The following is a 12,675-nucleotide window of genomic DNA, read 5'->3' on the forward strand; positions in this document are numbered from 1 at the left end:
GGTTCCAGGCTCCCGGCTTAGGGGTTGGGGCCCGTGGCGACCGGCCGCGATGGGTCGGCGCTCCATTCGCTCCACGATCCGGGGTAGAGCGCCGCGCCGTGCAGGCCGGCGATCTCCATCGCGAGTGCGTTGTGGCAGGCGGTCACACCCGAGCCGCATTGCAGGACCACGTGTTCGGGCGTGATACCGGGCAGCACGGCGGTGAATTCCTCGCGCAGCGTATGCGCCGACTTGAAGCGGCCGTCTGCCGTCAGGTTGTCCTGATAAAACCGATTGCGCGCGCCAGGAATATGGCCGCCCACCGGGTCGATCGTTTCGTTCTCGCCGCGATAGCGGTCGGCGGCGCGCGCGTCGACGACCGTGAGTTCGTGCGTGGCGAGATTGCGTACGATGGCCTGCGCATCCACCGTCACCTGGAGCGGTGCACCGGCCTTGAAGGTGCCGCGAGCGGGCGTGGGCACGTCGCGCACGAGCGGGAAGCCGGCTGCTTCCCATGCCTTGAGGCCGCCGTCGAGCACGGCCACCGAGTCGTGGCCGAGCCAGCGCAAGAGCCACCACAGGCGCGCGGCGTAGGCGCCGCCTTGTGCGTCGTACGCGACGACCTGCTGGCCTTCGTTGAGCCCGTGCAGCGAGAGTGTGGCGACGAGCGCCGAACGGTCGGGCAGCGGGTGGCGGCCGTTCTTGCCGGTCTTCGGGCCCGAGAGGTCGCGGTCCAGATGCAGGTATTGCGCGCCGGGCAGATGGCCGAGCGCATAGCCATTTTCACCGGCGGCGGGATCGGCGAGATCGAAGCGGCAGTCGAAGACCAGCACGCTGCCCGGCGCGGCGGTCAGGCGTTCGTGCAGATTGGCGGCCGAGATCAGTGTGGTGTAGTGCGTGTGGGGCATGACGGCTCCTTGATTCGTGCAAGGCCGCCATCTCCAGCTATACAACGGCCCGATGCCGTCAGTCTAAACAAAAAGACGGGCCTAAGCCCGTCTTTCCGTCATGCGTTCCGCATTGCTCATGATCGCCAGAGGCTTGCGCCTGCCGGGCATCAGATCGGTCCCAGCTCGCGGCGCAGGAACTCATGGAAGTGCTGCATGCCGTCTTCCATCGGGCTCTGGTACGGGCCGACTTCCGAAACGCCGCGCTCGAAGAGCGCACGGCGGCCGGCGTCCATGCGCTCGGCAATTTCGTCGTCTTCGACGGCCGTCTCCATATAGGCGGCGCGCTCGGCCTCGACGAACTCGCGCTCGAACAGCGTGATTTCCTCGGGGTAATAGAACTCGACGATGTTCGTCGTTTTCTGCGTGCCCTGGGGGATCAGCCACGAAACGACGAGCACGTGCGGATACCACTCGATCATGAGATTCGGGTAGTACACCATCCAGATCGCGCCGAACTCGGGCGGCACGCCATTGCGAAAGCGCAGGACCTCGTCGTGCCACTTGCGGTACGTCGGGCTGCCCGGCTTGCCGAGGTGATTGTGCACGCCGACCGTCTGCACGCTATACCAGTCGCCGAACTCCCACTGGAGGTCGTCGCACGACACGAAGTTGCCGAGGCCCGGGTGGAACGGCACGACGTGATAGTCTTCCAGATAGACCTCGATGAAGGTCTTCCAGTTGTAGTTGCACTCGTGGACCTCGACGTGGTCGAACATATAGTCCGTAAAGTCGAGGTGTTTCGCCGGCCCAAGGCGTGCAAGATCGCGCGCGACGTCGCGGCCCGCGGATTCGAAGAGCAGCCCGTTCCACTTCTGCAGCGGCGAGCTGTTCAGATTCAGACACGGCTTGTCCGCGAAGTGCGGTGCGCCGAGCAGTTCGCCCTTGAGGTCATAGGTCCAGCGATGCAGCGGACATACAATGTTGTCTGCCGTGCCGCGACCGTTTAGCATGATGGCCTGGCGGTGCCGGCACACGTTCGAGAGCAGTTCGATCTCGTTGCTCTTGTTGCGAACGAGCACGCGGCCTTCTTTCTCGCCAGGCAGCGCAAAATAGTTTCCCGCCTCGGGCACCATGAGTTCGTGCCCGACGTAGCGAGGACCCTTCTGGAAAAGCGTGTCGATTTCGCGCTTGAGTAGCGCTTCGTCAAAATAAGCGGTGACTGGCAGCTGGCTGTGGATAGACTTCAGCTGCAATGCATTGCTCAGATTGGACATTCCCACTCCCGATGAAGACGTGAAAGCAGTGAACAACCCAACCATCGAAGATTCGATTTAGGGAGCCGGCGATTATACCCGGTTACCCCGTCATGGGGTAGCTAAGTGACTGATTTTTGCCAAAATTACACCGGAAAGACGGCAGAAAATCAGGAAATATGAGACAAATGCACGGGGAATCGGGCCGTCTGGAACCGATCTGTACTGTCCCCGAGTGTGTGGTCGAGAGGGTACACAAGCCGGGGAGCGGGTCGAAAGGGACCTTTTGCCGTAGAATGTCCGCCTTGTTTCATTCTGGCGACGACTCATGGCGAAATCCGCAACGAAAGACCGCGCTGGCGCGGGCGAAAGCGCAGCCGGGCTGGCCGAGGGCGAAACCCTGCCCGAGAGCTACGAGGCGGCGCTTGCGGAGCTCGACGGGCTCGTTGCACGCATGGAAGGCGGCAGCCTGAGCCTGGAAGAATCGCTAGCGGCGTATCGTCGCGGCGCGGCGCTCGTGCGCTTCTGCCAGCAGCAGCTCGAAAAGGTTGAACAACAGGTGCGCGTGCTCGACGGCGAGACGTTGCGGCCCGTGCCCCTCAATACGACAGACTCCGCAGCGGGCGGAGACGACGATCTATGACATTTGACCAATGGACCCGGCAGGTACTCGATCGGGTCGAAAGCGCGCTCGATCACTATTTGCCGGCTGCCGACGTGCTGCCGGCGCCGCTGCATGACGCCATGCGTTATGCCGTGATGGGCGGCGGCAAGCGGGTGCGTCCGCTTCTGTGCCACGCGGCGGGCGAACTCACGAACGCCACGCCCGAAGCGCTCGATGCGGCGGCTTGCGCGCTCGAAATGATTCACGTCTACTCGCTCGTGCACGACGACATGCCGTGCATGGACGACGACGACATGCGTCGCGGCAAACCCACCGTACACGTCAAATATGACGAACCGACGGCGCTCCTCGTGGGCGATGCGCTGCAGTCGCAAGCCTTCGTCGCGCTGACGTCCGATGTGCTCAGCGCTGAGCGCCAGGCCTCGCTCGTGCGCGAGCTCGCGCTGGCTAGCGGCTCGATCGGCATGGCCGGCGGCCAGGCCATCGACCTCGCGAGCGTGGGCCATTCGCTCACCCGCGAGCAACTCGAGACCATGCACCGCCTGAAGACCGGCGCGCTCCTGCGCGCCGCGGTCCGCATGGGGGCGCTTGCGGGCGAGACGCCTTCGGCGCAAAGCCTTGCCGCGCTCGACAAATACGCAGCGGCCGTGGGCCTCGCATTCCAGGTGGTGGACGACATTCTCGACGTCACCGCCGACTCCGCAACGCTCGGCAAGACCGCGGGCAAGGACGCGAAGGACGGCAAGCCGACCTACGTGTCGATTATCGGTCTTGATGCCTCGCGTGCACTCGCGCAGCAGTTGCGCGCCGACGCGCACGCGGCGCTCGAACCGTTCGGCGCGCGCGCACAGCGCCTCGCCGAACTCGCTGACCTGGTGGTGAACCGGGTGAGCTGATCGCGCCAACCCGCCCACGCGCATGAAATGGGATGTAATGCGCAGAACAAGTGCGGGAGCGCCAGTTTTCCTACAATGGAACGACGATGTACGACTTGCTGAAAACCATTGACGACCCGGCGGATTTGCGCCGCCTTGATCGCCGCCAGTTGCAACCGCTTGCCGACGAACTGCGTGCCTTCGTTCTCGAGAGCGTCTCGCAAACGGGCGGCCACTTGTCGTCCAACCTCGGTACGGTCGAACTGACGATCGCGCTGCACTACGTGTTCGACACGCCGCGCGACCGCATCGTCTGGGACGTGGGCCATCAGACCTATCCGCACAAGATCCTGACGGGCCGCCGCGACCAGATGTCGACGCTGCGCCAACTCGGCGGCATTTCGGGCTTCCCGAAACGCGACGAGTCGCCGTATGACACGTTCGGCACCGCGCACTCGAGCACGTCGATCTCGGCGGCGCTCGGCATGGCCGTGGCGAGCAAGCTCAAGGGCGACAACGCCATGGGCATCGCCGTGATCGGCGACGGCGCGATGACGGCCGGCATGGCGTTCGAGGCGCTGAACAACGGCGGCGTCGAAGACGACGTGCCGCTGCTCGTCATCCTCAACGACAACGACATGTCGATTTCGCCGCCGGTGGGCGCGCTCAATCGCCATCTCGCGCGCCTCATGTCGGGCCGCTTCTACGCCGCCGCACGCGCAGGCGTGGAGCGCGTGCTGCGCCATGCGCCGCCGGTGCTCGACCTCGCGCGCAAGCTCGAAGAGCACGCGAAGGGCATGATCGTGCCGGCCACGCTGTTCGAGGAATTCGGCTTCAACTACATCGGGCCGATCGACGGTCACGACCTCGATTCGCTGATCCCGACGCTGCAGAACATCAAGGAACTGCGCGGCCCGCAATTCCTGCACGTCGTGACGAAGAAAGGCCAGGGCTACAAGCTCGCCGAAGCCGACCCGGTCCTGTACCACGGTCCCGGCAAGTTCAACCCGGCTGAAGGCATCAAGCCGTCGGCAACGCCCGCGAAGAAGACCTACACGCAGGTGTTCGGCGAATGGCTGTGCGACGCTGCCGAGCTCGACCACCGCGTGATCGGCATCACGCCGGCCATGCGCGAAGGCTCGGGCATGGTGGAGTTCGAAAAGCGCTTCCCGGACCGTTACTACGACGTGGGCATTGCCGAGCAGCACGCGGTGACGTTCGCGGGCGGTATCGCAGCCGAGGGCCTGAAGCCCGTGGTCGCGATCTACTCGACCTTCCTGCAGCGCGCCTACGACCAGCTGATTCACGACGTGGCGCTGCAGAACCTGCCGGTCGTGTTCGCCATCGACCGCGCGGGTCTCGTCGGCGCCGATGGCGCGACGCACGCGGGCGCCTACGATCTCGCGTTCATGCGCTGCATTCCGAACATGATGATCATGGCGGCGTCCGACGAAAACGAATGCCGCCAGATGCTCTACACGGCACTCCAGCAGGACTGCCCGACGGCCGTGCGCTACCCGCGCGGCGCGGGCACGGGTGTTGCGACCGTCAAGCAGATGGCCGCGCTGCCGGTGGGCAAGGGCGAAGTCCGCCGCGAGAGCAAGGCGCCGGCAGGCAGCCGCATTGCGATTCTCGCGTTCGGCACGATGGTTGCGCCGTCCCTCGCCGCAGCGCAAGAGCTGGACGCCACCGTGGCGAACATGCGCTTCGTGAAGCCGCTCGACGCGGAACTCGTGAAACAGCTCGCCGAAACGCACGATTACATCGTGACCGTGGAGGAAGGCTGCATCATGGGCGGCGCCGGTTCGGCCTGCGTGGAAGCCCTCCTTGAAAGTGGGGTTATCAAGCCCGTACTACAATTGGGCCTCCCCGACCGCTTCATCGACCACGGCGACCCGGCAAAGCTGCTGGCGGGCTGTGGGCTCGACGCAGCAGGGATCGCGAAGTCCATTCGCGAACGCTTTCTCGACAAGGCGGCGAATGTGTCCGGCAAGTCGGTGATGCGCGTCGCGTAAGGTCGATCGAGGCTGCTCCAGGTTAATTGGCGCCTCGCGCCAGACCATTCACATTTGAACTGGCGGGCGGGTTTCGTACCCGGCTTTCCGCCAGCAAACGCCGGCTCATGCCGGCGTTTGCCATTTGCGCGCCGCACTCGGCGCGGCTTGAGGATAAGAACATGAATCAGATGAACCCGGCCTTCGTGATGCCGGACGTCCAAAGCTCCGTCGATACCCGTCAGATCGTGATCCAGCGCGTGGGCGTGAAGGCCGTGCGCCATCCGCTCACCGTGAAGACGGGCGCGGGTGACGTCCAGCCGAGCGTCGGCATGTGGAACCTCGACGTTCATCTGCCGGCCGACCAGAAGGGCACGCACATGTCGCGCTTCGTCGCGCTGCTCGAAGAGAACAAGGCGCCGCTCGAGCCCGCCACGTTCCGCGCGATGCTGGCAGCGATGCTCGCGAAACTCGAATCGCAGGCGGGCCGGATCGAAGTCACGTTCCCGTATTTCGTGAAGAAAGTCGCGCCGGTTTCTGGCGTGGAAAGTCTGCTGGACTACGAAGTGACGCTCACGGGCGACGTGCGCAACGGTCAAACGCGCCTCTTCCTCAAGGTGCTCGTGCCCGTGACGAGCCTGTGCCCGTGTTCGAAGAAGATCTCGCAATACGGTGCGCACAACCAGCGCTCGCACGTGACGATGAACGTCGAGTTCGAAGGCGATCTGCCGGTTGAGGACCTCATTCGCATTGCCGAAGAAGAGGCGTCGTGCGAACTGTGGGGCCTGCTCAAGCGCCCGGACGAGAAGTTCGTGACCGAGCGCGCGTATGAAAACCCCAAGTTCGTCGAAGACCTCGTGCGCGACGTGGCCGTGCGCTTGAATGCCGATGCGCGCGTGATCGGCTATACGCTCGAAGCCGAAAATTTCGAGTCGATCCACAATCACAGCGCCTACGCCGTGATCGAGCACGACAAGCGCGTGGCGTAAAGCTGGCCGCCTGGTTGCGCCATCCACAAAAAAAGCCGCCCTTGGGCGGCTTTTTGCTTCTACGGCGGCAAGCGCATTACTGCTGCACAAGCGACGTCAAATGCCGGCGCGCTTCATTACCGCTCAGACCAGCATTGCTTTGCAATCCTGACATTATTATCCTAAATATTCCCTTGAGCCCTTTCTGAACTGTCGCGCTTTCGCCAGCGCAGCATAGGCGATTTCGCATAGACGAACGCACGCTTGAGGTGCGGCAATGCTACAGCCTGCCTTCGTCGTTATAACTCCACTTCGACGCAACGTCATCACGCGCCGGCACACGTTCCCCGCGAGCGACGGCCAACGCATCAATGAGAAGAAGTCGGTGGAGGAGACATCATGGGCTTTTGCATGAAAAGCATTTGCGGAGCAGCACTGATTCTGGCGGCGAGCGGTGCGAGTGCGCAAACGAGCGTCACGTTGTATGGCGTTGCCGACGCGTTCGTCCAGTTCCTCAACAATGGCGGCAAGCAATCGTGGTCGCAGCGCAGCGGAGGGGGTGTGCCGTCGCGCTTCGGCATCAAGGGCTCGGAGGATCTCGGCGGCGGCCTGAGAGCCGTATTTACGCTCGAAAATGGCTTCAACATCAACAATGGCACTGCCTTTGCCGATACGGGCGCCATGTTCTATCGACAGTCGTGGGTGGGGCTTGCACACGAGAAGTACGGTACGGTCTCCCTGGGGCGCCAGTATCAGCCGACTTTCTGGGTGCTCTACCCAGGCGATCCGTTCCTTGCCAATGAAGTGATATCGCTGCTAGCCGCAGCGGGCAATGTCGTCGACCGCAATACGGTTGGCTTGCAGTCGAGCGGCGGGCGCTCGAGCAATTCGGTCGTCTATCGGTCACCGAGTCTCAAAGGGCTCCAGCTGCTGGCCATGTACGCGTTCCAGTCCAGCGTGACGCAGCCTGCGCCGCAAACGAACGGCAATATCGTCGATGTTGCCGCCACCTGGTCGGGCTATGGTCTATATGCGGGGATTGCGTACCAGTATCAGCATCCGGGCACGAAGACTCTGGCCAGCTTGCCGTCCGTCCTGAATACGGCAGGAACCGAGCATTTCAATACTGCGCTCGCTTATCAGATAGGGATCGTCAATCTTCAGTTCATCTACGGATATCATCGCCCGAAGCACGACGACGCGAGTCCGCTCGCGACGCAGCTTTCGGCCGTGCATTCGTATAGCTTGATACAAGCCGGCGCCACGGTTCAAGTCACGCCCGCGGATTCAATCGAAATCGCGGCGCTGCAACGCGCCGTACGCGGCGTGCATGACAATATGTGGGCCGTGCAACTGGGTGTCGACCACAGTCTTTCGAAGCGGACGTCCATCTATGCGCGCGCGGGCTACATGAAGAACAATGGCTCGTCCACGATGAGCTGGTCTGGCGTGAGCGTGACGGCCCCGGGTACCAAACAAACGCTGGCAGTCGTAGGCATGACACAGCGTTTCTGAGTTTCAGGTGCCGGCGGATCGATCCGCGATGCGCTCGGCGCTTACTGCGCGAGCGAAGTCAAATCCCAGCGCGGCTTCACCGTGAACGCATAATCGCGCGTGGCTTGCTCGGGCCAGCGCTTCAGGCGCAGCGCGCCCGCGAGCGCGATCATCGCGCCGTTGTCGGTGCACAGAGACAAATCGGGGTAATGCACCTCGAAGCCGCGCTTTTGCGCCGCCGCCGAAAGCGTCTCGCGCAACTGCTTGTTCGCACCCACACCGCCCGCCACCACGAGGCGCTTCATCTTCGTGCGCTTGAGCGCGGCGAGCGACTTCGCGGCCAGCACCTCGACGGCGGCATCGACGAAACCGCGCGCGATATCGGCCTTGCCCTGTTCGCAGATATTCGTGCCGAGCTTCTTCACTTGCGTGAGCACGGCCGTCTTGAGTCCGCTGAAGCTGAAGTCGAGATCGCCCGAATGCAGCATCGGGCGGGGCAGTTCTACCGCGCCAGGTGTGCCGAACTCCGCAAGGCGCGAGACTTCAGGGCCGCCCGGATAGCCGAGGCCAAGCAGCTTGGCCGTTTTGTCGAAGGCTTCGCCCGCTGCGTCGTCGAGTGTTTCGCCAAGGGTTTCGTACACGCCCACGTCGGTCACGCGCATCAGTTGCGTGTGGCCGCCCGACACCAGCAGCGCGACAAACGGAAACGGCGGCGGCGCGTCGACCAGCAGCGGCGAAAGCAGGTGCCCTTCGAGATGGTGAATGCCCACAGTTGGACGATTCCAGGCCATGGCAAGCGCATTGGCGATGCTCGCGCCCACGAGCAGCGCGCCCGCGAGGCCGGGGCCTTGCGTGAAGGCGATGGCGTCGATGTCGCTTTTCGCCGCGCCGCTCTTCGCGAGGACTTCCTCGAGCAACGGCAGCGCGCGGCGGATATGGTCGCGCGAGGCAAGCTCCGGCACGACGCCGCCGTACTCGCGGTGCATGGCGATCTGCGAGTGCAGCGCGTGCGCGAGCAGGCCGCGCTCGCTGTCGTAGAGCGCGAGGCCGGTTTCGTCGCAGGAGCTTTCGATGCCGAGAACGAGCATGATGTGGGGCGCGGCGACGGCCTTGCGCGGCATGAACCGCTAAAAACCGTCGCTAAATCAAGAATTAAGAGAACATAAAAGTATAGCAGCGCGCGTGAAAGCCGGCTGGGGGCCGCAAGCGGGGCCCCCCGCGGACAAGCCCCGCCGCCGCACAGGTAGAATGCGCGCCATGGAATCTTTCGACATCGCCGTGATCGGCGCAGGGGCGGCCGGCATGATGTGCGCGGCGGTGGCTGGCCAGCAGGGCGCCCGCGTGGCGTTGATCGACCACGCCCCGCGCCTCGCGGAAAAAATCCGCATCTCGGGCGGTGGGCGCTGCAACTTCACGAACCTGCACGCGAGCCCGGCCAACTATCTTTCGAACAACCCGCATTTCTGCCGTTCGGCGCTCGCGCGCTACACGCCGCGCGACTTCCTCGCGCTGCTGCGCCAACACCGCGTGACCTGGCACGAAAAGCACAAGGGCCAGCTTTTCTGCGACCAGTCGAGCGAGGCGATCATCGACGTCCTGCGCGCCGAATGCGACGCCGGCCGCGTGACGTGGCGCCGCCCGCTGCCGGTGGAAGCGGTGAGCCATGCCGACGGCGCGGGCTTTACGCTCGGCACGCCGCAGGGCGAGATACGCGCGAAAGCGCTCGTGATTGCGACGGGCGGCCTGTCGATCCCGAAGATCGGCGCTACCGATTTCGCGTATCGCGTTGCGAAGCAGTTCGGCCACAAGCTGATCGATACGCGTCCGGCGCTCGTGCCGCTCACGTTCGCGCAGGACGAGTGGACGCCCTACGTGCCGCTCGCGGGCGTTTCGCTCGAAGTTCACGTGGCGACGGGCGAGCGCAAAACCGGCGGCGCCTTCGATGAAGACCTGCTCTTCACGCACCGAGGCCTTTCCGGACCCGGCGTCTTGCAAATTTCGAGCTTCTGGCAGCCGGGCCAGCCGATCCGCGTGAACTTGCTGCCCGAGCACGATCCGGCGGCGGCCTTGATCGAGGCCAAGGGCGCGACGAAACGCCAGATCGGCAATCTGCTCGCCGAGTGGGTGCCGGCGCGGCTCGCGCATGTGTGGCTGGAGGCGCATCAGGTGAAGGCCGACGCGCGTATCGCCGATCTGCCGGATAAAACGCTGCGCAAGATCGGCGAAGGGCTCGCCCAGTGGACGCTCACACCCACTGGCACCGAAGGCTACAAGAAGGCGGAAGTCACGCGCGGCGGCGTGGACACGCGCGAGCTTTCCTCGGCGACGATGATGAGCCAGCGTGTGCCTGGCCTCTACTTCGTGGGCGAAGCCGTGGACGTGACGGGTTGGCTTGGCGGCTACAACTTCCAGTGGGCGTGGGCCTCGGGCGTCGCGGCCGGGGAGGCCGCCGCCCAGTATTCGGCGAGCGCAAGCTGATTTTCTGACCGACACGCACTGCCGAATCTCTCGCGGTTGACCCGAGTCATGGTTGCCTGGGCGCCCGAGGTTCACGCTTGAATACCTGACCATGAGGAAAAGGTACGAAACGTGAATCGAGAGGAACAGCAGCACATTGAGGCACTGCGCGGGCCACTGCGGCGAATCATGATTGCGGTGGACGATTCGAAGGCATCGACGCAGGCGCTGCGTTTTGCGTCGCGAGTGGTGCCACGCGACGCCCACGTGCGGATCGTGTGCGCGGCCGAACAGCCGCGCGCCTGGAATGCGGGCGGCGCTTACACCGCGGGCGACGCGTGGATGACGGACACGCTCAGCGTCGCGCGCGACGAATATCTCCACGCGGCCGAGCGCACGCTCGAGCAGGCGATGACGGCGTTCAACGGGCAAGTGGCCCTGGTCGAAGGGCAGGTGGTCGGTCTTTCTGCCGAGGCAGGCGCCGTCGTGCCGGCGCTAGCCGATGCGGCGCGTGACTGGCAGGCCGACATGCTGATCGTCGGCACGCGGCACCAGGGGCGCATGAAGCGCTGGATCGACGGCTCGGTTTCGGGCGCGCTCGCGGTTTGCGCGCCCTGTCCGCTGCTGGTCGTGCCCGTGGAGTACGACGAAACGCGCGCTCACGCGCCGCTTGCCCGCATCGTCCTGGCGACGGACGGCAGTCCGGCCTCGGCGCAGGCGATCAACGCGGCGGTGCGGTTGGCCGAACCGCAAACCACGTTGCGCGCGGTTTATGTCGTGGACCGCAGCAGTGTGGCTGGCGACCCGGTGCCGGGATCGGTACTCGAAGACGCGCTCACCGAGCTTGGCCGCAAGGCGCTGGCCGGCGCGCACGAGCAACTCGAAACGTCAGGCAGTGCCTATGAAACTGCGCTCGTGGCCACCGCTCGCCTGCGCGACGACATCGCCCACACTGTGTTGCGCGACGCGCAGGACTGGCAGGCCGATCTCGTCGCACTGGGCACGCAGGGCCGGCGGGGCGTCGCGCGCTGGCTGCTCGGCAGCGTGGCGCAGCGTGCCATCGAGATCACGCATGTGCCGCTGCTGCTCGTCGGGCCGGGCGCTGCCTGATGTCGCGCAGCCCCGCCAGGGAAGGCTCCGGGCGCGGTCGCCCCCCTCGCATGGGATTGGGGTTTCCCCCCAAGCAGGCACGCGATGCGCAAACCCGGAACTGCTATACTCAATCCTCTTTACCCCCGATCCGTTATTGGAAAATGACGACCATCCGCGTAAAAGAAAACGAACCCTTTGAAGTTGCCATGCGCCGCTTCAAGCGCACGATCGAGAAGAACGGTCTGTTGACCGAACTTCGCGCGCGCGAGTTCTACGAGAAGCCCACGGCTGAACGCAAGCGCAAGAAGGCGGCGGCGGTGAAGCGCCACTTCAAGCGTCTGCGCAGCCAGATGTTGCCGAAGAAGCTGTACTGATTCTGGCGTCGCCGTGGCGCGTGGCCGCGCAGTTCCAGCGTGGACTTCGCGTGAGCTTCGCGGCGACGTGGACAGCCGGCCCGCGGCCTTGGGTGACTTAGCGCAACGCGGCCGCCGCTGCCCTCTGGTGTGGTCGCAACCATGTCGAATTTGCGCCAACCCGCCTGGAAGCGTTTCCAGGCGGGTTTTTGCATTCCAGCAACCCCAACGTATTTCAGGTGAGTGATGAGTCTCAAAGACCAGATCAACGACGACATGAAAGCCGCGATGCGCGCGCGCGAAAGCGAACGCCTTGCCACAATTCGTCTGCTGCTCGCCGCTATCAAGCAACGTGAAGTCGACGACCGCGTGACGCTCGACGACGCCGGCATCACGGCGGTCATCGACAAGATGATCAAGCAGCGCAAGGACTCGATCAGCCAGTTCGAGGCCGCGGGCCGCACCGATCTCGTCGAGAAGGAAGCCGCCGAGCTGACCGTCCTGGCCGCCTACATGCCCGCGCAGCTCTCGGATGCCGAGATCGCCGCCGAAGTGCAGGCCGCCGTCGCCCAGGTGGGCGCAGCCGGGCCGCAGGACATGGGCAAGGTGATGGGCGTGCTCAAGCCGAAGCTCGCCGGGCGCGCCGACATGACGGCCGTTTCCGGGCTCGTCAAAGCCGCGCTCTCGAAGTAAGC

The 12,675-nt window shown here is 64.5% G+C and carries 12 protein-coding genes; 9 read left to right on the top strand and 3 right to left on the bottom strand.

Annotation, left to right across the window (positions count from 1 at the left end; translation table 11 throughout):
• Positions 1-17: 17 nt before the first annotated feature.
• Together U5A65_RS09885 and U5A65_RS09890 are read right to left on the bottom strand one after the other, a co-directional pair.
• Positions 18-887, bottom strand: coding sequence for a sulfurtransferase (locus U5A65_RS09885; RefSeq protein WP_321909709.1), 870 nt, complete (start codon positions 885-887; stop codon positions 18-20).
• A 149-nt stretch (positions 888-1,036) separates the two neighbouring features.
• Positions 1,037-2,143, bottom strand: a complete 1,107-nt coding sequence (locus U5A65_RS09890) for an aromatic ring-hydroxylating dioxygenase subunit alpha (protein WP_321909707.1) — start codon at positions 2,141-2,143, stop codon at positions 1,037-1,039.
• A gap of 307 nt (positions 2,144-2,450) precedes the next feature.
• Between U5A65_RS09890 and U5A65_RS09895 the strand changes: the two genes are divergently transcribed.
• The 5 genes from U5A65_RS09895 (at position 2,451) to U5A65_RS09915 (ending at position 8,099) form a co-directional block, all read left to right on the top strand.
• The gene (locus U5A65_RS09895; protein ID WP_321909706.1) at positions 2,451-2,765 is read left to right on the top strand and encodes an exodeoxyribonuclease VII small subunit; all 315 of its coding nucleotides are present in this window, start codon (positions 2,451-2,453) and stop codon (positions 2,763-2,765) included.
• Positions 2,762-3,643: a farnesyl diphosphate synthase gene (locus U5A65_RS09900; protein ID WP_321909704.1), complete on the top strand. Its 882-nt coding sequence runs from the start codon at positions 2,762-2,764 to the stop codon at positions 3,641-3,643. Before U5A65_RS09895 ends, U5A65_RS09900 begins: the two co-directional genes overlap by 4 nt.
• Positions 3,644-3,729: 86 nt before the next feature.
• A complete protein-coding gene (gene dxs, locus U5A65_RS09905) occupies positions 3,730-5,637 on the top strand; it encodes a 1-deoxy-D-xylulose-5-phosphate synthase (RefSeq protein WP_321909701.1) in 1,908 nt (635 codons plus the stop codon).
• Positions 5,638-5,798: 161 nt separating this feature from the next.
• Positions 5,799-6,605: a GTP cyclohydrolase FolE2 gene (folE2, locus tag U5A65_RS09910; RefSeq protein WP_321946141.1), complete on the top strand. Its 807-nt coding sequence runs from the start codon at positions 5,799-5,801 to the stop codon at positions 6,603-6,605.
• Positions 6,606-6,995: 390 nt separating this feature from the next.
• Positions 6,996-8,099, top strand: a complete 1,104-nt coding sequence (locus U5A65_RS09915) for a porin (protein ID WP_321946142.1) — start codon at positions 6,996-6,998, stop codon at positions 8,097-8,099.
• 41 nt (positions 8,100-8,140) lie between these two features.
• Here U5A65_RS09915 and tsaD read toward each other — a convergent pair whose 3' ends face one another.
• On the bottom strand, positions 8,141-9,166 hold the full coding sequence (tsaD, locus tag U5A65_RS09920; RefSeq protein ID WP_321909694.1) for a tRNA (adenosine(37)-N6)-threonylcarbamoyltransferase complex transferase subunit TsaD: 1,026 nt from the start codon (positions 9,164-9,166) through the stop codon (positions 8,141-8,143).
• A 169-nt stretch (positions 9,167-9,335) separates the two neighbouring features.
• Here tsaD and U5A65_RS09925 point away from each other — a divergent pair, with 169 nt between their 5' ends.
• The 4 genes from U5A65_RS09925 to U5A65_RS09940 all read left to right on the top strand — a co-directional run bounded on the left by U5A65_RS09925 (position 9,336) and on the right by U5A65_RS09940 (position 12,673).
• Positions 9,336-10,556, top strand: coding sequence for an NAD(P)/FAD-dependent oxidoreductase (locus tag U5A65_RS09925; RefSeq protein WP_321946144.1), 1,221 nt, complete (start codon positions 9,336-9,338; stop codon positions 10,554-10,556).
• 111 nt (positions 10,557-10,667) lie between these two features.
• Entirely contained in the window at positions 10,668-11,645 is a 978-nt protein-coding gene (locus U5A65_RS09930) for a universal stress protein (protein WP_321946145.1), read from the top strand.
• Between the two features lie 143 nt (positions 11,646-11,788).
• Positions 11,789-12,001, top strand: a complete 213-nt coding sequence (gene rpsU, locus U5A65_RS09935; protein ID WP_013434742.1) for a 30S ribosomal protein S21 — start codon at positions 11,789-11,791, stop codon at positions 11,999-12,001.
• Positions 12,002-12,226: 225 nt separating this feature from the next.
• Positions 12,227-12,673 (top strand): GatB/YqeY domain-containing protein, encoded by a 447-nt coding sequence (locus U5A65_RS09940; RefSeq protein WP_321909686.1) that lies wholly within the window; start codon positions 12,227-12,229, stop codon positions 12,671-12,673.
• Positions 12,674-12,675: the final 2 nt, after the last annotated feature.

Source organism: Paraburkholderia sp. J10-1, from assembly GCF_905220165.1.
Taxonomy (GTDB): Bacteria; Pseudomonadota; Gammaproteobacteria; order Burkholderiales; family Burkholderiaceae; genus Paraburkholderia.

Excerpts from the sequence above, each read along its gene's own strand:
- U5A65_RS09885 (WP_321909709.1), bottom strand. The coding sequence starts at position 887 with ATGCCCCACACGCACTACACCACACTGATCTCGGCCGCCAATCTGCAC.
- U5A65_RS09890 (WP_321909707.1), bottom strand. The coding sequence starts at position 2,143 with ATGTCCAATCTGAGCAATGCATTGCAGCTGAAGTCTATCCACAGCCAG.
- U5A65_RS09895 (WP_321909706.1), top strand. The coding sequence starts at position 2,451 with ATGGCGAAATCCGCAACGAAAGACCGCGCTGGCGCGGGCGAAAGCGCA.
- U5A65_RS09900 (WP_321909704.1), top strand. The coding sequence starts at position 2,762 with ATGACATTTGACCAATGGACCCGGCAGGTACTCGATCGGGTCGAAAGC.
- dxs (WP_321909701.1), top strand. The coding sequence starts at position 3,730 with ATGTACGACTTGCTGAAAACCATTGACGACCCGGCGGATTTGCGCCGC.
- folE2 (WP_321946141.1), top strand. The coding sequence starts at position 5,799 with ATGAATCAGATGAACCCGGCCTTCGTGATGCCGGACGTCCAAAGCTCC.
- U5A65_RS09915 (WP_321946142.1), top strand. The coding sequence starts at position 6,996 with ATGAAAAGCATTTGCGGAGCAGCACTGATTCTGGCGGCGAGCGGTGCG.
- tsaD (WP_321909694.1), bottom strand. The coding sequence starts at position 9,166 with ATGCTCGTTCTCGGCATCGAAAGCTCCTGCGACGAAACCGGCCTCGCG.
- U5A65_RS09925 (WP_321946144.1), top strand. The coding sequence starts at position 9,336 with ATGGAATCTTTCGACATCGCCGTGATCGGCGCAGGGGCGGCCGGCATG.
- rpsU (WP_013434742.1), top strand. The coding sequence starts at position 11,789 with ATGACGACCATCCGCGTAAAAGAAAACGAACCCTTTGAAGTTGCCATG.
- U5A65_RS09940 (WP_321909686.1), top strand. The coding sequence starts at position 12,227 with ATGAGTCTCAAAGACCAGATCAACGACGACATGAAAGCCGCGATGCGC.